Below are 18,416 nucleotides of genomic sequence, written 5' to 3'. Positions count from 1 at the left end.
AGGCTGAAGCCTTGAGCTTGACTGAGTTGAATGATGGCGCGCTCTTCGACGCTGAGTTCGGAATAGGACATAGGGGCAGCACCGTACCGGAAAGGTCAGGTGTTGCACTCAGTTTTCGCGGCCGCCCAATATTAAAACTAAAAATTAAGGCTGCCCCCACCGAAACCCCGACAGCGATAGAAACTACTCCACTCGAAACTACTGACTATGAAACCCCTATATCCGCCAAAGCGGATACAGGGCCCTATGATGATAGCCATATCAGTTTTAACGCGGATAGAAAACAGCGACGCAGCGACAAGCAACGCAAAGATAGGAAGCGAGACAAGCACTCCTATCTTGACAATTACAACTAGCAGAACTCCCCAAAACCAATCGCACATTAACCAAAGTCACGCCCCGTGACTACCCTCTTGGCAATACCCCTCGACTCTTCCCACATCACACAAAGCCCGTGGCACGTCCTCGTATTGCCTTCTAAACCGCATAGAAGGAAGCAAATAATGCAACGCTTTAACAATCCAGCAACTGACAGCAACTCTCTCCACCCCTCTGACCTTTACTTCACACTTGAGCATATCAAGTGCATTACCGGGAATGAACGATGGAGAACCATTCCAGACTTCACCAGATACGAAGCTTCAACATCTGGGCGTATCCGAGATATGTACACCAGTGAAATCGTCCAACAAAACTTCAATCCAACCCAACAGTATTACCGCGTAACCCTTACAGGCGACGATGGCAAACGTGGAAACCAGTTTGTTCACAGAATGGTTGCCAAAGCCTTTTCTAGATGCTCGCTAAGTAAAGGCGATGGCTGGGTTATTGATCACATAAATCATAACGGTGAAGACAACAGACCTTGCAACCTGCGTGCAATATCCTCCGCAGCCAACGCGAGCAACAAACGTAACCAAGACAGATACGAATACGAAGAGCAACTACTGCCCTTGGCTCTGATTTTCGCTCAACGTTATGGCGTCCGTATCACCCGCAACGGAAAAACCCTCCCCGCTTACATCCGTGTTAGCCGTCTCTTGAAAGAGGATCACACCCTCGATTATGCGCTACTAAGTACAGAAGCAAAGTATGGACTCCCTCAGTTCACACACCCCAGTTTTCTCATTGAATCTTTTCCATTCCAACTCGCAGCCTAACAGGAGGCCCGCACATGAACGCTACATACCAAACGATCAAAATCGAAGCAGACCTTACTACCGGAGAACTTCTTGAAGTGGCTCGTACTTACACAATTACTCCGCTCACAATTTCAGCAGACAAGTACGAGCAACCGGCAACAGCACAGAAGCCCGTACAAACGCCACTGAGCCTAGAGCATACGCAAGACGCTCTGCGACTCAAGGTTGCCACTAACGACGCTCATATCAAAGCCCAGGAACTGTCAGGATGTGATGTAGCGGTTCTTCCGGTGAAGCGCGTCACCCGCCCTAAGAAGATCACCATCAACCACATCGCCAAGCACGTCATGTTGGCATGACGTACAGGAAGAGTCGAGAAATGGTAGCCCCCATCAAAACTGGGTTGAAGATTACGTCATGGGAGGCTGTTATACCGTTGCCGGTGCTAACAAGGGCAAGCTCAACGTGAACCCTGCTCACGTCTTCACAGCGGTCAAAATGGATGTGATCAGTACGGAGTCTGTACGCGCTGTATTCAGGAACGCTAAGGGCGAGCCACTCGGGAAAACTCAAGTGTCCCTGATCGCTCAGTGTGCAAGGTTCGCCCTTAAAGGGATGCAAATGCACCTTGATCGAAATCCTACCCTGTACCAAGCCTTACAGACTGAAGTGGACTTCATCACGGCGTACTACGAGCAGGGGCAGGCCATCGCCGCATGAGCCTGCAAGTTCCCTGTAGTTAGCAAGGGAACCCCATTCAGGTCGAAAGCCCTTACGGACATTTGAACCCACGATACCGCTGCATTCGAATCTCAGAGATAGTCCGGGACTATAAAGGCGACAGCCTTGGAAGGTAACGCGGACAAAAAAGATAATCCGGGACTATATAGAGACGGCAACGTCTCAGTGTTAGCACGAAACAAGGCGTAAGCCTTCAGCTGATCTATCTAGGGTGGTTTGCTGATGGATTTATTAATCCATCCATCAGCCCAAAAAGAGTATTCCGCTTTGAACGTCCGTTCAAGATTTAGCACATTGATGCCGAGCATCAGATTATGCCCATCCTCGATTTCAATCCTACGGAAAGCGGTAGCTTTCAATTCTATCTCTCTCAAGCCAGCTTGAGATTAGCAACACCTTCTTTCTAGGGCTCTTCACTTCGTTCATCAATGAGCCCTCACCTACGTCAGTGGTATCAGATAGCAATGTGCGACATTGCAGCGTCCCACGTTCAAAGCTTCGCTTTACGTTCAAGCGACAATAGACAGGGTTTCGGGCTTCGCTCGATCCTCTATCTATTATGCGACCGTGTTGATTTTCAAGGTAGGCGCCCATGAATGCGGACTCCAGACGAAAGCTCACGCTTTCCAGCAAGAGCCAGAGCCAAGGGCGATAATCTACAACCGTTCCGCTGTCGCTTCACTGGGGCGTTTCACTGCGTGAACATCCTGCGGATGGCCCCTTATAGATTATGCGACCGTGTTGATTTGGAACTATCCAAGGTGATCCACCCGGACGCTAATAACCTGATTACAACCTGATCCCGCCCAAGACGTCTCCCTCGTCCGCCATGGTTTACCGCTGCGACTATGTGCCATCTGTGAAGTGAAACCCAGCGTTCGTTGGGGCTGAATGCCTTTGTGCTAAGCCGGGGCGTTCCGCCCACGCCAATAATCGTTTTTGTGCGAAACCGTCAAACCTGAGTTGCCCAAATAACGAACTTGTAGCACGTCACCCCCCTTTCAATCCGTTCGCAAAATCCATCAAATCCGCATTAATCATTTGCAGGAATGGTCGTTCTTCGAATTGACAAATACGTGCTTCAGTCTGACAATGGAACCTCAGCCAGCGAGCCAAGGATCAGAAAATGAAAGTCGTCGCCTACATTCGAGTCTCTACAAAAGGCCAAGGTGATAGTGGTCTGGGCCTGGATGCACAACGCGACTACATCACTCGTGCTGCTGAACAGAATGGATGGCACATTGTTGGCGAGTTCATCGACGTGGTATCGGGCAAGCTGGCAATCGAGGATCGCCCTGAAGGTGCTAAGGCTCTGGCTCTGTGCAAGGAACAGAACGCACAGTTGGTGGTAGCCAAGCTGGATCGACTCTCACGCTCGGTCCACCACATCGCAAGACTGATGGAGCAGACAGAATTCAAAGTCGCCACCATGCCTCAAGCAAAGACCTTTGAACTCCACCTATTCGCCGCATTGGCACAGCAAGAACGTGAGTTCATCGCTAGTCGTACCCGTGAGGCTCTGGCGTCTCTTCAGAAGCGTGCTGACGATGGTGATGCCGTTGCCGTGCAGAAGATCAACAACCGCTCTCAGGCGCTCGCCAAAGGCCGTGCCGTCGCTGACATTACAGTCGCCAATGATCAACGCATGAAGAACGTGAACGCACATCAAGCGGCGGTACAGCCCCACCTACTGGCTTGCCTGTACAACAAGTTGAATACGCTTCAGGCCGTAGCTGATTGCCTCAATACCAAAGGTTTGCGTACGGCCCGTGGCGCTACGTTCACCCCAACGGCAGTACGTCGCCTTATGCTCGCCTTCAACGTCTCATTCTGAGACCGTGAGAGCTTCAGAGCCGCCCAACTTATTTCTATTTTCCGCAGCTTGCCATTTGGCCTACTCGTGACGTGCTTAGCACCTCTCGTGCTCAAACCTGATTCACGATTGGTACCTATTATTTTTCACGTAGTCATACTTGAGGCATCAGCGGTAGCTCACTTATTTCTGGCGGCGGGGCAAAGGCTCTACCTACAGATAGATAGAACGTCAGACTCGTGCTACAAACAAAACACATAAGGAACTGAGAGAGAAGGCGTCATGGGTGACTTTGCAAAATCGCTATCTGAACGAAGCAAACACACCAAAATCACAAGAGGTCATTGCCTGATCTGTGGCACATACGGCCCCCTCTCCCAAGATCATGTCCCCCCACAAGGAAGCGTAACAGTAACTGCGGTGGAACAAGTCCACCTCACCGAAGCTTTCGACCTTCAACTCCCAAAAGTGAAAGGCGTGCGATCTCCGAATGGCAGCAAATTCCGCACAATCTGTCGAAACTGCAACATGACGGCACTGGGTCAGAATGACGGAGAAATCGCCAATGCCTGTAAGTCTCTAACGCTCAAAATCAACCATTTCTTCAAGTATGCGAACAGCCCAGTTTCGAGTGTTCATACGCCGGTAAACGCCCTGAAGTACGCACGCGCCATGATTGGTCACGTCCTATCTGCCACGTCAGTAACGGAATGCGTTAAACCCGGCCAGCCCACACCATACTTCGATCCGCTGAAGAAGTTTGTGCTAGGCGATGATCACGCACTGAGCGATACACACGACATCTTCTACTGGTTTTTCCCACACAAGCATCATCAAAGCATCAAGCTCTTCAGCGTGAAAAACGGGCACAACATGTGCTGCATGAGCCTCCTTTCCTTCTTCCCACTGGCATTTCTTATCACAGAGAAAGACAAAGGAATATATCCGGTAGGAGCAGTAAAGCTGGAGCTAACTGATAAGTCGCTGTTTTTGGATCTTTCAGGCCGAAATGTTCAATTCTCCAGCTTCCCTGCGGTCGAGTTGCAAGGGGATCAGATGGTCGCACTGACTGCCCAGATGTCCATCGTTAGCTATCCAATCAGGTAGCGATCTGGGCATGACCCCCTGCCCAAGGCTTCACCCACACAGTCGTCACACCACACGGCCACATACCAAGGAGCCTTCATGAGCATTCCGCAGGACATTTTGAAAATGGTCGGGGACAATCCAGTTGAGGGAGCAATCGCTATCTGCCGCTTCGCTCTCGATCATTCAAAAGAATTATCTGACTGGACAGAGGAGATTCATGGAGTCCTTCTAGAAGCCACTGCCGCGATAATGAGCCTACAGGAGCATGATCTTATCGCGAACAACAACTCTCCTCCCGACGTAGAGGGGCATATGGGCTATGTGTGCAACAACATGACCCGATTCCTTCAGGACAGCCTGGCTGACTTTGTTGGGCAGTCCTCTGCCAAGAAATTAGAGGCACTGAAGAAGAGCTTCGGCATCTCGCTTGCCAATGGTTTTGCGTATGAGTTCACCGACGGCGACCTGAACAGAATTCAGGAAATCATCAACGAGCTGCGGGACTTACTGAAAAAAGACTCCGCGCTTGATGACGGTCATAAGAGACGCCTATTGAAGCGCCTGGAAGAACTTCAAAAAGAGCTGAACAAGAAAGTCTCGAGCCTCAGCCACTTCTACATCCTGATGGGAGATTTTGGCGTCGCCATTGGCAAGCTGGGCAAAGACGCCAAGCCATTCACAGATCGCATTGGCGAGCTGCTCGACTTCGCATGGAAGGCCCAAGCTCGTGCTGAACAATTACCGAGCAGTGCTGAAAATCCGATGCTGGGCCATGACGGCGAACCTCCACGCCTGGAGTGATGCTCGTATTTCCTTGCGTGACGGGCCACTAAGCTTTTGCTGAGTTGGTGGCTTTGCAGGTCACCGTCGCTCACGGCCTCACGCCATATTCTCACCGTGTATAGCGATTACCACCCCCCGAATCCTTTCAGCCTTTGAGCGTAATACGGCATTCACATTGCCCAGTGTGAACGAACCCTATATTTTGTGAACGTTCTGCATGAAATCCAGGCAGCAAAAAAGGGCCCACCTTTCGGTGAGCCCTTCCAGACCGCCCAGCAGAGCGGATTTTGTTTGGTAGGCGCGATTGGACTCGAACCAACGACCCCCACCATGTCAAGGTGGTGCTCTAACCAACTGAGCTACGTGCCTGCTGTGAGGCGGCATTCTACGGAATTCCGAAGGGGTGTCAACATCTTTTTTGCAGCTAACCCTATGAATATGCGAATTTTTTATTTGCGCCGGGTACACCCGTGATTTTCGGGTGGCTGGCAGGCAATTTTCAACTCAGGTAGGATCGGCGCACTCGTAAAAAATATAAAACAGAGGTTCCAGGATGGCGAACACCCCCTACCCCCAGTCGTATTACGCCGCTTCCGCGAATGCAGTTCCGCCCCGTCCTGTGTTGCAAGGTGAAGTCGAGACCGATGTGTGCGTGATCGGGGCCGGCTATACCGGGCTTTCCAGTGCGCTGTTTTTGCTGGAGAACGGCTTTCGCGTCACGGTGCTGGAAGCCGCCAAGGTGGGTTTTGGTGCTTCGGGTCGCAACGGTGGGCAGATCGTCAACAGCTACAGCCGCGATATCGACGTGATCGAGCGCAGCGTCGGGCCCCAGCAGGCGCAGTTGTTGGGGCAGATGGCGTTTGAAGGTGGCAGGATCATCCGTGAGCGCGTGGCCAAGTACCAGATCCAGTGCGACTTGAAGGACGGTGGCGTGTTTGCCGCCCTCAACAGCAAGCACATGGGCCACCTGGAGTCGCAAAAGCGTCTGTGGGAGCGCTACGGCCATACGCAACTGGAGTTGCTGGACGAGCGCCGCATCCGCGAGGTGGTGGCCTGTGACAACTATGTGGGGGGTTTGCTGGACATGAGCGGTGGCCATATCCACCCGCTCAACCTGGCGCTCGGTGAAGCCGCGGCTGTGGAATCCCTGGGCGGCACGATCTATGAGCAATCGGCAGCGGTGCGCATTGAGCGCGGTGCCAATCCGGTGGTACACACCGCCGAAGGCAGGGTCAGGGCCAAGTTCATTATCGTCGCGGGGAACGCTTACCTGGGCAACCTGGTGCCGGAGCTGGCGGCCAAGTCGATGCCGTGTGGCACCCAAGTGATCACCACGGCGCCACTGGGCGATGAAGTAGCCAAGACTTTATTGCCACAGGATTACTGTGTCGAGGACTGCAACTACCTGCTCGACTACTACCGCCTCACCAGCGACAAGCGCCTGATCTTCGGCGGCGGCGTGGTCTATGGCGCGCGGGACCCGGCGAATATCGAAGCGATCATCCGACCGAAAATGCTCAAGGCCTTTCCGCAACTGAAGAACGTGAAGATCGACTACGCCTGGACCGGCAATTTCCTGCTCACCCTGTCGCGTTTGCCGCAGGTCGGTCGCCTGGGCGACAACATCTATTACTCCCAGGGCTGTAGCGGCCATGGCGTGACGTACACGCACTTGGCAGGCAAAGTACTGGCGGAGGCTTTGCGAGGTCAGGCTGAGCGTTTTGATGCGTTTGCGGGCTTGCCGCATTACCCGTTCCCGGGTGGACAAATGTTGCGCAGGCCGTTTGCGGCGCTGGGGGCTTGGTACTACGGGTTGCGGGATAAATTCGGGATGTAAACACAGGCAAACTGTGGCGAGGGAGCTTGCTCCCGCTGGGCTGCGAAGCGGCCCCAAAAGCCTGGGAGCGCTACGCACTCCAGCGGGAGCAAGCTCCCTCGCCACATTACAACGCGCCTTTAAGCAGGGCTGCGCCTCAGAGCTGGTCGCGAGCAATCCCGCTACGAATCCGTACGATATCGGCCAATACCGCCAACGCAATTTCCGACGGCGTCCTGCTGCCCAGGTTAAGCCCGATAGGCGCGTGTATCCGCGCCAGTTCAGGCGCCCCCAACCCACCGACGCGGCGCAGTCGCTCAAAGCGCTTCTGCGAGGTCTGCAACGACCCCATCACGCCAATGTAGAACGCGTCGGTACGCACCGCTTCCATCATCGCCAGATCGTCGATACGCGGGTCATGCGTCAGCGCAACCACCGCCGTATCACGGTGACAGCCGCCGTCGGCAATAAACACCGACGGCAACTGGCGACGAATCTCCACACCATTGAGCACCACGCCTTCGAGCACTTCATCACGTGGGTCGCAGAGAATCACTTCGAACCCAAGGCCGACTGCAAACTCGGCACACGCCTGCGCCACGCTGGAGTACCCGGCCAGCAATAGACGCTGAGCCGCACCGACGCGGATGTGTACCCGCGCACTGTCACGCTCGATGCGCGCGCCCTGCTCACAATCAGTGACCAGGCTGCGCTCCCCGCTGGCCAGGTCGACCTGGCGAATCAAGCGGCGCTGCCCGAGCAGCGCCGACTCCACTTCACGCAGGTGCGCCTGCACCTCGCAGTCAGGCTCGAACTTCTCAACCAATACATCGAGAATGCCGCCGCAGGGCAGGCTGACCCGCGAGCGCGGATCGTCCCCTGCGCCGTAGCGCACCACGTTGACCGCATCGAAAAACGCACCTTCGGCGACGCGCTCGAGAAAGTCTTCCTCGACGCAACCACCCGACAACGACCCAATCCACTGCCCAGCGGCGTTCACCGCCAACAGCGAACCCGGCGCCCGCGGCGCCGAGCCGTAGGTGGCCAGCACGGTGCACAGCCAAAGGCGCTGCCCCGCCACCGACCACGCCAGCGCCCGTCGCACCACTTGCAGATCCAGATGCTGCATGTCAGTGCGCCTTGTGCTCGATGGACGGCGCCTCAGCCTGCAGCTTCTGCACATCGCTCACCGCCAGCTCCGCCGACTGCCCACCCCAACCTTGGCGCAGGTAATTGATCAGATCGGTGAGTTGTTCCGGGCTGAGCTTTCCCGCGAAGCCCGGCATCGGTTGCATGTGCTCGAACCCGGAGAACTTCTGCTCGCCAATCCCGTCCTCGATCACCCGCACCAGGTTGCGCGGGTCTTCCAGACGCAGCGTGGTGTTGCCGCGCATCGCCACCGCGATGTGCGGCTTGCCTTCACCACCCGCAGCATGGCAACCGGCACAGACGTTCAGGTATTCCTGGCGGCCGCGCTGAGCGCTCGGGCCAAGGTGTTCCACCGGCACTTCGACCAGCGCCTTGGCTGCCGGCGGTTTATCACCGAGCAGGAAGGTCGCCATCGCGGCCAGGTCCGTATCGCTCAGGCCCTGGGTGCTGTTGTGGAACACCGGGAACATCTCGTTGAACATCGTCCCTTGGGCGCTCATGCCGTGCTTGAGGAACGTGGCCAGGTCCTGCTCATTCCAGCCGCGCGCGGCCAGGTCCGTGGCGAGCAGGCTGGGCGCCAGATAGCCGTTGAGGATGCCGCCGGTCAGGCGCTTGTCCAGCTCCATCGCACCGGGCAGGCCACGTGGCGTGTGGCATTCGCCGCAGTGGCCGAGCACTTCGACCATGTACTGGCCGCGCTTCCAGGCTTCGCTTTTGCCTTCGGCCGGTTCCAGTTTCAGCGCTTTGCCATACAGCACGTTCCAGCCCATCAGGCCCAGGCGCACGTTGAAGGGAAAGCTCAGGCTCGTGACCGGCGCTGCGCGCTCGATCGGCTCGATGGTTTTGAGGTACGCATGAATGGCGTCCGAGTCTTCACGCGGCATCAGGTGGTACGAGGTGTAGGGCATCGCCGGGTACAAGTACGCACCGTCGCGACGCTTGCCTTCGGTCAACGCAGCGAAGAACTCGTCATCGCTGTACAAGCCGATGCCGTGTTCTTTGCTTGGCGTGATATTGGTGCCATAGATGGTGCCAAACGGCGAGACAATCGGCAGGCCGCCCGCAAACGGCGCGCCGCCCGGTGCAGTGTGGCAGGCCATGCAGTCAGCGGCGCGGGCGAGGTATTCGCCGCGCTTGGCTTGATCATCAGCGTGGGCAAACAATACCGGCGCGGCCAGGCCGACCGCCACGGCCAGGCGTGTCAGAAAAAGCTTCATGCTTAACCCTCCTTGACCAGGCCGAGATCGGTCAGCACGTTGCGGGTGGCGTTGTAATAACGCACGTACCCGGTACAACGGCAGACGTGATGACCGAGGCTGTCCTCGATGACTTGTTCCAGCTTGCTGTGCACGGTCGGCTGGCGTTGCAGTTTCTCCACCAACACGGTCGCCGCGTTGACGAAGCCCGGCGTGCAATAGCTGCACTGAAAGGCGAACTCATCCACGAAGCGCTGCTGGATCGGGTTGAGCTCAGTGACTTGGCCCGACTCATCGCGCTTGGCGTGGCCTTCGATAGTGCGCACTTGCTTGCCTTCGAAGTAATGCGCGCCGGTGATGCAGGTGCGCACTTCTTCGCTGGTGCCGTCCGGGTTGTCGACGATCACCACACAGGCGTGGCAAATGCCTTGGCCGCAGCCCAGCCGCGAGCCCGTGAGGTTTTTGTATTCGTGCAGGTAGTCGATCATCGGCAGGTCATCAGGGATGTCCACCGGGCCGACGGGTTGACCATTGAGGGTCAGTTGAAGCGGACGGTTAGCCATTGAGGGCCTCCTTGATGCGTGCAGCCGTGATTGGCAGGTCGCGAACACGTTTACCGATGGCGTGTGCCACCGCATTACCGATGGCCCCGACAATCGGGATCATCACCACTTCAGCGATACCTTTGGAAGGGTCGCTTGGCGACAGCGCCGGCAGAATCTCCGAGGTCTGCTTCCAAACGGCAACGTGACGCGCCATCGGCAGACGGTAGCGGTTGAAGTTCCAGTCGCCCTCCCCCGGCCCGCCTTCGTACAACGGCATTTCTTCCATCAAGGCGTGACCGATGCCCATGGCCACACCGCCTTCGAGCTGGCCCTTGACCAACTCTTCAACCAACACACGCCCGCACTCGACCCATGAATGGTGATTGAGCACTTCGACCTGCGCCGAACCCTTGTTGACCTTCAACTCGACCAACGTGGCGACGGGGCTGTAGTACGTCACCGCAGCGTTATTCAACTGGGTGGCGGGATAGCTGACGTTCTGGCGATCGAGCAGGTGGAAACCGGCAGTGCTCATCAGCGCCTGCTTGGCTTTCGGTGCGCCATCGCCGTATTTCACCGCCAGACCGTCGAGCGGCAGGCGCTCGCGCACGCCGTCGATGCTGTACTCAGCCTCGGCCCAGCTCCAGCGGTTGAACCCGTGGACCGTGGCAGCGGTGACCAGGCCGCGCTCATGAGCGCGCCTGGCCAGTTCTTCAAAGCTCAATGGCTGCATGCCGTTGGCGGTGAGCTTGCCGTCCACCCAATGCGCGTCTTCGCGGCGCACCACATAGGGGTTGGCCTGGCCGCCGAACGGGCCCTGGCGCCAGATCTCCAGCGCCGCCGGCCACAAGCCGTGGTTGAACAGAACGCGCGCCGCTTCACGGGTGGCATGGCTGAAGTAGTACGCCGAGTTGGTCGCGGAAGACGCCGACGCGAGCTTGCCCACCCAACGCGGGTTGCGCAGCAGGTTGTCCTGCTCGGCCTGGCTCATGGTGTAAGGGTTGCCGCCGGTGACCAGCTGCATTTCCTGCCATTGTGTTTCACCGGTTTTTACTTCGTGGGCCGGGCTGCCCAGGAAGTCGGCAACCACCAGCGACTGCGAAGTGGACATGCCGGTGCCGATTTCGATTCCGATGTGGCGCAGGCTGATGCGACCGTCAGCGCTGAATTCAACACTGGCCATCGGCGCTTCGGAACCGGTGCCGAAGTCTTTCTGGCAGATGGCAAAACCGACGCCATACCAGTTATCCGGGTCTGCGGCTTCGCGTTGTTGCTTGATCGCGTCGCGGTTTTTCCACACATCGTGCGCAGCGGCCTTATCGAGAATTTCGTGCAACCGTAACGCACCGGCAGGGATCGCGCCCTGGGTGTTTTTCATGCCCGAACGTAATGCGTTCTTGCGCCGCAGCTCGATGGCATCTACACCGAGTCGACCGGCGATTTCGTCGACCATCATTTCGGTCGCCGCCATGCTTTGCAGGGTGCCGTAGCCACGCATCGAACCGGCTTCAACGCCACGGGAGTGGTACGCAGTGACCTGCAGGTCGTTCTGCGGCATGTAGTAAATCGACTGCGCCGCCGTGGCGCCGACCGCAGCCACCGATGGGCTGTAGTTGATCCGGCCACCGCCGTCGACGCTCATGTCGGCGAGGAAGATTTTGAAGCTGTGGTCGTTCTTGTCGACCGCCAACTGATAGCGGATATCGAACGGGTGACGCTTGATGCCGCTCTGGAATTGCTCGTAACGGTCGTTGGCCAGGCGCACCGGCACACCGGCGCCATACAACGCAGCGAGGGCGGCGTAGTAGACGAAAATGTTGTGGTCTTTGGAACCGTAACCCACGGTGTAACCGGGGTGCATATTCAGGTGGGCCAGGCCGAAGCGCGACGGCGAGATCATCTTGGCGGTCTCGGTCGCAACTTCCAATGGGCACTGGGTGGCCACCACAAAGTGCAGGGTCTTGGTTGCTGGATCGTACCAACCGTTGCCGTTGTCCGGCTCCATGGCGGCCGGTTCGATCGATGGGGTTTTGTAGCGCTCGTCAAACACTAGCCAGTTGTCCGGTGGCGTGTTGATCTGGCTCTTCATGCGCTCGGCGTAGAACAGCCCGCGCTCGGTCAGGTTGCCGTGCAGGTTCGGCTGGGAATTCCACACTGGGCGACGGTTTTTCAGCATCGGGAACAGGATCGAATCCTTGAGGCTGGCGAATTCGTCTTCGTCGGCCGAGGTCGGGCCACCCACGCGCACGTAGCGGAAGCTACCGTAGGGGTCACCTTCGTAATACGGCACTTTGGCGCCGTAACGAATCGCCTTGTCATTGAACTTGAGTTTGTTCTTGGCCTGACGGAAACGCTCGAAGTCGTTCCAGATCAGGATCGCCACCGGGTGACCGATGAACATCGGCACTTTGCCCTCGGGCAACAACGGGTCCGGCGCATGTTCTTCCGGGAAGACGATACCGTCTTTGTCCAGGTCGGCAGCGGTGACGATACGGTCCGGCTGCAGCTCGGCGCCAAGCCACGACAGGTCGTAGCCCGCGTAGATCTGGTCGGCCTTGATGGTTTTGAGCAACATGGCGTGACCTTGCTGCTGGGGCCAGCCAGGCATGTCCTTGGAACGGATGTCGCGGGCAAACACCTTGCTGCCGCAGACTTTCGACAAGGCATCGTTACGCTGGCGCGCCTTGCCGTTATGGCCAAGCCACTTTTCAGACGGCACGGTCACGCTGTTTTCCATCAAGGCAGCCAGCGCCTGGGTGCTGAGCGGCGTGAGCGTGACACTCACACCCGCCACCAGCCCGCCCTGGAGGAACGAGCGCCGGGTTATTTCACGGTTGGACATGGATCATCCTCTGAGCGGTTATAAATCCGCCCTTATGGTTAAGTACACCGAATCTGGAGACTTGCAGAAGCCTTTCTCGACGAATCAAAAGGCCATGACGACAGTGCAAAGTTGACCGAAGGGTTAACTTTAAAGGTTTCTGCGCCTGCGGCAAATAACCACATTGAAATTTTTTGACACAAGAACGCAAAACGGCCGACAGAATCGAAATGATCTGTCGGCCGTTTGCCGATAATGAGCGCTGTTGGCAGCGAAGAAGATGAGGTTTTTTCAAACCCCAGACACAAAAAACCCCGGTCTTTCGACCAGGGTCTTTGCTATCGGATCAAGGTGAGCCAGTGGCTTTCCTTGTGCTTCAAGGCGTTCAGTGGGCCTTTATGCAGATATGGCGCAGCGGACGGGACTCGAACCCGCGACCCCCGGCGTGACAGGCCGGTATTCTAACCGACTGAACTACCGCTGCGTATCGCTTGGCTGATTGAGCATGAACCCTCAACCACCTTTAAACATCTGATCGATCAGCCTTGGCTGTTCAATCTCAAGCCCGACAGATCGAACCTGGAAAATATGGCGCAGCGGACGGGACTCGAACCCGCGACCCCCGGCGTGACAGGCCGGTATTCTAACCGACTGAACTACCGCTGCGCGTCGGTGCAACCTTTAACGTTGCGTCTTGCCCTAGGGCAAAACTCTCAAGAAGTGGTGGGTGATGACGGGATCGAACCGCCGACCCTCTGCTTGTAAGGCAGATGCTCTCCCAGCTGAGCTAATCACCCTTTGCTTCGTTGAGGCCGCGAAATTTACGCAGGTAGCGGACCTAAGTCAATAGCCTGCTTGAAGTTTTTCTGAAAAAGACAAAATGACTTCAAGACGGCTACCCGCCCTACTCGCTGTAAATCATCTTCTTGCTCATGCCGCCGTCCACCACAAACTCTTGCCCGGTGACGAACCCGGCCTGGCGTGACAGCAACCAGGCCACCATCGCCGCCACGTCCTCCACCGTCCCCACCCTGCCCGCTGGATGCTGGGCATGATCGGCGTCGGTGAGCGGCTCTGCACGCCGCGCAGCCGGGTCACGGGCGTCGATCCAGCCAGGGCTGACTGCATTGACCCGCACTTCCGGCCCCAAGCTCATGGCCAGGGCGTGGGTCAAGGCCAACAGCCCACCTTTGCTGGCCGCATAGGCTTCGGTATCAGGCTCGGATTGACGCGCCCGGGTCGAGGCCAGGTTGACGATGGCACCGCCATGGGCACGCAGGTAAGGCGCGCAGTGCTTGGCCAGCAGCATCGGCCCACTGAGGTTGACCGCCAGCACGCGATTCCAGTACGCCAGGTCGAGGCTTTCCAGGGTGATATTGCGCGGGTCGGCCACCGCCGCGTTGCACACCAACGCATCCAGGCGCCCGAACTGCCCCAGCACCTCGGCGACACCCTGGGCCACTTGCTTCTCGTCGGCCACGTCCATGGTGATAAACCAGGCATTGTCGCCCAGCACCTTGGACACCTTGGCACCGCGCTCGCGGTCCAGATCGGTCAGCACCACCTGCCAGCCTTCGCTGATCAGCCACGCGGCAATCCCGAGGCCAATGCCCCGCGCCGCGCCCGTCACCAGCGCCACACGCCCGTTACTGGCCGCCGCAGCCTCCATGGACCACTCGATCACAAGGCCGCCAGCCCGCGGGCCAGGTCTGCCTGCAAGTCAGCAACATCTTCCAGGCCCACCGCGATGCGGATCAGGCTGTCCCGGATGCCGGCCGCTTCACGCTCCTGCGGCGCCAGGCGCCCATGGGAGGTGGTGCTCGGGTGGGTGATGGTGGTCTTGCTGTCACCCAGGTTGGCGGTAATGGAGATCAAGCGCGTCGCGTCGATGAAGCGCCAGGCGCCGTCTTTGCCGCCCTTCACTTCAAAACTCACCACTGCACCGAAACCGCGCTGCTGGCGCTGGGCCAAGGCGTGTTGCGGGTGGCTCTTGAGGCCGGCGTAATGCACCTTCTCGATACCGTCCTGCTGCTCCAGCCACTCGGCCAGAGCCTGGGCGTTGGCGCAATGGGCTTTCATGCGCAGGCTGAGGGTTTCCAGACCCTTGAGGAAGATCCAGGCGTTGAATGGGCTGAGGGTCGGGCCGGCGGTGCGCAGGAAGCCCACCACTTCCTTCATCTGCTCGCTGCGACCGGCCACCACGCCGCCCATGCAACGGCCTTGGCCGTCGATGAACTTGGTTGCCGAGTGCACCACGATGTCCGCACCCAGCTTCAGCGGTTGCTGCAAGGCCGGGGTGCAGAAGCAGTTGTCCACCACCAGCATCGCGCCCTTGGCATGCGCGACTTCGGACAGCGCGGCGATGTCCACCAGCTCAGCGAGCGGGTTGGACGGCGATTCGACGAACAACAGCTTGGTATTGGCCTTGATGGCCGCCTCCCAACCGGACAGGTCCGCCAGGGGCACATAATCGACTTCAATACCGAAACGCTTGAAGTACTTCTCGAACAGGCTGATGGTCGAGCCGAACACGCTGCGCGATACCAGCACATGGTCGCCGGCGCTGCACAGGCTCATCACCACGGCCAGGATGGCCGCCATGCCGGTGGCAGTCGCCACGGCCTGCTCGGCGCCTTCCAGGGCCGCAATGCGCTCTTCGAACGCACGCACGGTCGGGTTGGTGTAGCGCGAATACACGTTGCCCGGCACTTCGCCAGCAAACCGCGCAGCGGCGTCGGCGGCGGTACGGAACACGTAGCTGGAGGTGAAGAACATCGGGTCGCCGTGCTCACCTTCCGGGGTACGGTGCTGGCCGGCGCGCACAGCCAGGGTATCGAAAGCTACGCCATCGAGGTCGCTGTCCAACCGACCGGCATCCCATTCCTGACTCATGCTGCGACTCCTTACTCAATGCTTTATTTAAGATACAAAACCGGCCCCTCAGGGCCGGTGTTTACTCAGTTGTTATACAGGTCGATGATCGCGCTGACCGCCTGGGTCTTGATCTTCGACGAGTCGTTGCGCGCCTGTTCGATCTTGTTCAGGTAGGCCTCGTCGACATCGCCGGTCACGTACTTGCCGTCGAACACGGCGCAGTCGAACTGCTCGATCTTGATCTTGCCACCGCCAACCGCTTCGATCAGGTCCGGCAGGTCCTGGTAGATCAGCCAGTCGGCGCCGATCAGGTCGGCCACGTCCTGAGTCGAACGGTTATGAGCGATCAGCTCATGGGCGCTCGGCATGTCGATACCGTACACGTTCGGGTAACGCACCGCAGGTGCGGCGGAACAGAAGTACACGTTCTTCGCCCCGGCTTCGCGGGCCATCTGGATGATCTGCTTGCAGGTGGTGCCCCGCACGATGGAGTCATCCACCAGCATCACGTTCTTGCCGCGGAACTCAAGCTCGATGGCGTTGAGCTTCTGGCGTACCGACTTCTTGCGCGCAGCCTGGCCGGGCATGATGAAGGTACGGCCGATGTAGCGGTTCTTCACGAAGCCTTCGCGGAACTTGACGCCCAGGTGGTTGGCCAGTTCCAGCGCAGCGGTACGGCTGGTGTCCGGGATCGGGATGACCACATCGATATCGTGCTCGGGACGCTCGCGCAGGATCTTCTCGGCCAGCTTCTCGCCCATGCGCAGGCGCGCCTTGTAGACCGAGACGCCGTCGATGATCGAATCCGGACGCGCCAGGTAGACGTGCTCGAAGATGCACGGGGTGAGTTTCGGTGCTACAGCGCACTGACGGGTGTGCAGCTTGCCGTCTTCAGTGATGTAGACAGCCTCGCCCGGCGCCAGGTCGCGGATCAGGGTGAAGCCCAGCACGTCCAGGGACACGCTTTCGGAAGCGATCATGTACTCGACGCCTTCGTCGGTGTGACGCTGGCCGAACACGATCGGGCGAATGCCGTGGGGGTCGCGGAAACCAACGATGCCGTAACCCGTGATCATCGCCACCACCGCATAACCACCGACGCAACGGTTGTGCACGTCGATCACGGCGGCGAACACGTCTTCTTCGGTCGGCTGCAGCTTGCCACGCTGAGCCAGCTCGTGGGCGAACACGTTGAGCAGCACTTCCGAATCGGAGCTGGTGTTGACGTGGCGCAGGTCAGATTCGTAGATCTCCTTGGCCAGTTGTTCAACGTTGGTCAGGTTACCGTTGTGCGCCAAGGTGATGCCGTAAGGCGAGTTGACGTAGAACGGTTGAGCTTCGGCCGAGGTCGAGCTACCGGCAGTCGGGTAGCGCACATGGCCAATGCCCATGTGCCCGACGAGGCGCTGCATGTGACGCTGATGGAACACGTCACGCACCAGGCCATTGTCCTTGCGCAGGAATAACCGGCCGTCGTGGCTGGTCACAATACCGGCAGCGTCCTGGCCGCGGTGCTGGAGGACGGTTAGCGCGTCATACAGCGCCTGATTGACGTTCGACTTACCGACGATACCGACGATGCCACACATGCGACGCAACCCCTACTTAATGAATCTTGACTGAACACAGCTTACTGAGGCGTTTTGGCCGGTAAGAGGTGCTCCTTGAACGGAAGATCAGCGGGTACGCTGATTCCGCTGGCCAGCCACTGACTGCTCCACCCCAAGATGAGGTTCTTGGACCAGTCTGCAACCAATAGAAATTTTGGCACGAGTACCGACTCCTGCCACCACGAATCCTGCTGTACCGGCCCCAGGCTCAACAGCCCGACCGCCACGACCACCAGCAGCGCGCCACGCGCAGCCCCGAAGGCCATGCCGAGAAATCGATCGGTCCCGGAGAGGCCGGTGACACGTATCAACTCGCCAATAAGATAATTGACCATTGCCCCCACCAACAGCGTGGCGATGAACATGATGGCGCAGCCCGCGATGACGCGAGCCGAAGGTGTCTCTATGTACCCGGCCAGGTAGACCGACAGTGAACCACCGAACATCCAGGCTACGACTCCTGCGATGATCCAGGTCAGCAACGACAGTGCTTCTTTTACGAAGCCGCGGCTCAGACTGATCAAAGCGGAGATGGCGACGATTGCAACGATCGCCCAATCAACCCAGGTAAATGGCACAGTGCAGCCTACGTACGGATAAGGCGGCGCATTTTAGCAGAGCGCCGGGCTATCGGTAAGCGGTGATTGCGGGTGCTTTGCAAATCAATAGATTGTGACGGGCCAATCGCATTTCAACCCCAGCACAAACCAATGTGGGAGCTGGCTTGCCTGCGATGAGCATAGGTATCTACACAACTTCGGCACGACGCTAAATCTGTGGCGAGGGAGCTTGCTCCCGTGACGGCCTGGCAGCCGACACAGATATAACTGATGCCCC

15 protein-coding genes and 4 tRNA genes are annotated in these 18,416 nt (G+C 58.0%); 7 read left to right on the top strand and 12 right to left on the bottom strand.

The window, feature by feature from the left end; all coding sequences use genetic code 11:
* The 6 genes from JJD66_RS28210 to JJD66_RS26630 form a co-directional block, all read left to right on the top strand.
* On the top strand, positions 1-356 hold a 356-nt coding region (locus JJD66_RS28210), incomplete at its 5' end, for a hypothetical protein (protein ID WP_234452349.1).
* 147 nt (positions 357-503) lie between these two features.
* Positions 504-1,160: an NUMOD4 domain-containing protein gene (locus JJD66_RS26650; protein WP_122484319.1), complete on the top strand. Its 657-nt coding sequence runs from the start codon at positions 504-506 to the stop codon at positions 1,158-1,160.
* Between the two features lie 14 nt (positions 1,161-1,174).
* A complete protein-coding gene (locus tag JJD66_RS26645) occupies positions 1,175-1,501 on the top strand; it encodes a hypothetical protein (protein ID WP_200649405.1) in 327 nt (108 codons plus the stop codon).
* A 1,508-nt stretch (positions 1,502-3,009) separates the two neighbouring features.
* Complete coding sequence (locus JJD66_RS26640; protein WP_124378687.1) at positions 3,010-3,717, top strand: recombinase family protein; 708 nt, start codon at positions 3,010-3,012, stop codon at positions 3,715-3,717.
* A gap of 261 nt (positions 3,718-3,978) precedes the next feature.
* Positions 3,979-4,803 (top strand): metal-binding protein, encoded by an 825-nt coding sequence (locus tag JJD66_RS26635; protein ID WP_200649404.1) that lies wholly within the window; start codon positions 3,979-3,981, stop codon positions 4,801-4,803.
* Positions 4,804-4,881: 78 nt separating this feature from the next.
* On the top strand, positions 4,882-5,586 hold the full coding sequence (locus tag JJD66_RS26630) for a hypothetical protein (RefSeq protein WP_200649403.1): 705 nt from the start codon (positions 4,882-4,884) through the stop codon (positions 5,584-5,586).
* 274 nt (positions 5,587-5,860) lie between these two features.
* Here the strand turns inward: JJD66_RS26630 and JJD66_RS26625 are convergent.
* A tRNA-Val gene (locus JJD66_RS26625) sits at positions 5,861-5,937 on the bottom strand.
* 184 nt (positions 5,938-6,121) lie between these two features.
* Here JJD66_RS26625 and JJD66_RS26620 point away from each other — a divergent pair.
* Positions 6,122-7,405: an NAD(P)/FAD-dependent oxidoreductase gene (locus tag JJD66_RS26620; protein ID WP_200649402.1), complete on the top strand. Its 1,284-nt coding sequence runs from the start codon at positions 6,122-6,124 to the stop codon at positions 7,403-7,405.
* 136 nt (positions 7,406-7,541) lie between these two features.
* Here the strand turns inward: JJD66_RS26620 and JJD66_RS26615 are convergent, their stop codons facing one another.
* The 11 genes from JJD66_RS26615 to JJD66_RS26565 all read right to left on the bottom strand — a co-directional run bounded on the left by JJD66_RS26615 (position 7,542) and on the right by JJD66_RS26565 (position 18,157).
* Entirely contained in the window at positions 7,542-8,513 is a 972-nt protein-coding gene (locus tag JJD66_RS26615) for an XdhC family protein (protein ID WP_200649401.1), read from the bottom strand.
* 1 nt (position 8,514) lies between these two features.
* Positions 8,515-9,750 carry a c-type cytochrome gene (locus tag JJD66_RS26610; RefSeq protein ID WP_200649400.1) on the bottom strand — a complete coding sequence of 412 codons (1,236 nt, stop codon included), beginning with the start codon at positions 9,748-9,750 and terminating at the stop codon, positions 8,515-8,517.
* A gap of 2 nt (positions 9,751-9,752) precedes the next feature.
* The gene (locus JJD66_RS26605; protein WP_200649399.1) at positions 9,753-10,292 is read right to left on the bottom strand and encodes a (2Fe-2S)-binding protein; all 540 of its coding nucleotides are present in this window, start codon (positions 10,290-10,292) and stop codon (positions 9,753-9,755) included.
* Positions 10,285-13,116 (bottom strand): xanthine dehydrogenase family protein molybdopterin-binding subunit, encoded by a 2,832-nt coding sequence (locus JJD66_RS26600; RefSeq protein ID WP_200649398.1) that lies wholly within the window; start codon positions 13,114-13,116, stop codon positions 10,285-10,287. The genes JJD66_RS26605 and JJD66_RS26600 overlap by 8 nt, the downstream gene beginning before the upstream one ends.
* Before the next feature lie 386 nt (positions 13,117-13,502).
* A tRNA-Asp gene (locus JJD66_RS26595) sits at positions 13,503-13,579 on the bottom strand.
* Between the two features lie 105 nt (positions 13,580-13,684).
* Positions 13,685-13,761 (bottom strand) — tRNA-Asp (locus JJD66_RS26590).
* Positions 13,762-13,816: 55 nt separating this feature from the next.
* Positions 13,817-13,892 (bottom strand) — tRNA-Val (locus JJD66_RS26585).
* Between the two features lie 107 nt (positions 13,893-13,999).
* Complete coding sequence (locus tag JJD66_RS26580; protein WP_003192533.1) at positions 14,000-14,764, bottom strand: SDR family oxidoreductase; 765 nt, start codon at positions 14,762-14,764, stop codon at positions 14,000-14,002.
* Positions 14,765-14,775: 11 nt separating this feature from the next.
* Positions 14,776-15,987 (bottom strand): O-succinylhomoserine sulfhydrylase, encoded by a 1,212-nt coding sequence (locus tag JJD66_RS26575; RefSeq protein ID WP_014719150.1) that lies wholly within the window; start codon positions 15,985-15,987, stop codon positions 14,776-14,778.
* Between the two features lie 65 nt (positions 15,988-16,052).
* Positions 16,053-17,558, bottom strand: coding sequence for an amidophosphoribosyltransferase (gene purF, locus JJD66_RS26570; protein ID WP_003192537.1), 1,506 nt, complete (start codon positions 17,556-17,558; stop codon positions 16,053-16,055).
* Between the two features lie 41 nt (positions 17,559-17,599).
* Entirely contained in the window at positions 17,600-18,157 is a 558-nt protein-coding gene (locus tag JJD66_RS26565) for a CvpA family protein (RefSeq protein WP_003192538.1), read from the bottom strand.
* Positions 18,158-18,416 lie beyond the last annotated feature (259 nt).

The sequence above is a fragment of the Pseudomonas sp. MF6751 genome (genome assembly GCF_016613265.1).
Lineage (GTDB): Bacteria > Pseudomonadota > Gammaproteobacteria > Pseudomonadales > Pseudomonadaceae > Aquipseudomonas > Aquipseudomonas fluorescens_BV.
This window is presented reverse-complemented; position numbering and strand designations above follow the sequence as displayed.

What these genes read in the sequence shown, in the direction of transcription:
- JJD66_RS26650 (WP_122484319.1), top strand. Translation starts at nt 504, where the DNA reads ATGCAACGCTTTAACAATCCAGCAACTGACAGCAACTCTCTCCACCCC.
- JJD66_RS26645 (WP_200649405.1), top strand. Translation starts at nt 1,175, where the DNA reads ATGAACGCTACATACCAAACGATCAAAATCGAAGCAGACCTTACTACC.
- JJD66_RS26640 (WP_124378687.1), top strand. Translation starts at nt 3,010, where the DNA reads ATGAAAGTCGTCGCCTACATTCGAGTCTCTACAAAAGGCCAAGGTGAT.
- JJD66_RS26635 (WP_200649404.1), top strand. Translation starts at nt 3,979, where the DNA reads ATGGGTGACTTTGCAAAATCGCTATCTGAACGAAGCAAACACACCAAA.
- JJD66_RS26630 (WP_200649403.1), top strand. Translation starts at nt 4,882, where the DNA reads ATGAGCATTCCGCAGGACATTTTGAAAATGGTCGGGGACAATCCAGTT.
- JJD66_RS26620 (WP_200649402.1), top strand. Translation starts at nt 6,122, where the DNA reads ATGGCGAACACCCCCTACCCCCAGTCGTATTACGCCGCTTCCGCGAAT.
- JJD66_RS26615 (WP_200649401.1), bottom strand. Translation starts at nt 8,513, where the DNA reads ATGCAGCATCTGGATCTGCAAGTGGTGCGACGGGCGCTGGCGTGGTCG.
- JJD66_RS26610 (WP_200649400.1), bottom strand. Translation starts at nt 9,750, where the DNA reads ATGAAGCTTTTTCTGACACGCCTGGCCGTGGCGGTCGGCCTGGCCGCG.
- JJD66_RS26605 (WP_200649399.1), bottom strand. Translation starts at nt 10,292, where the DNA reads ATGGCTAACCGTCCGCTTCAACTGACCCTCAATGGTCAACCCGTCGGC.
- JJD66_RS26600 (WP_200649398.1), bottom strand. Translation starts at nt 13,116, where the DNA reads ATGTCCAACCGTGAAATAACCCGGCGCTCGTTCCTCCAGGGCGGGCTG.
- JJD66_RS26580 (WP_003192533.1), bottom strand. Translation starts at nt 14,764, where the DNA reads ATGGAGGCTGCGGCGGCCAGTAACGGGCGTGTGGCGCTGGTGACGGGC.
- JJD66_RS26575 (WP_014719150.1), bottom strand. Translation starts at nt 15,987, where the DNA reads ATGAGTCAGGAATGGGATGCCGGTCGGTTGGACAGCGACCTCGATGGC.
- purF (WP_003192537.1), bottom strand. Translation starts at nt 17,558, where the DNA reads ATGTGTGGCATCGTCGGTATCGTCGGTAAGTCGAACGTCAATCAGGCG.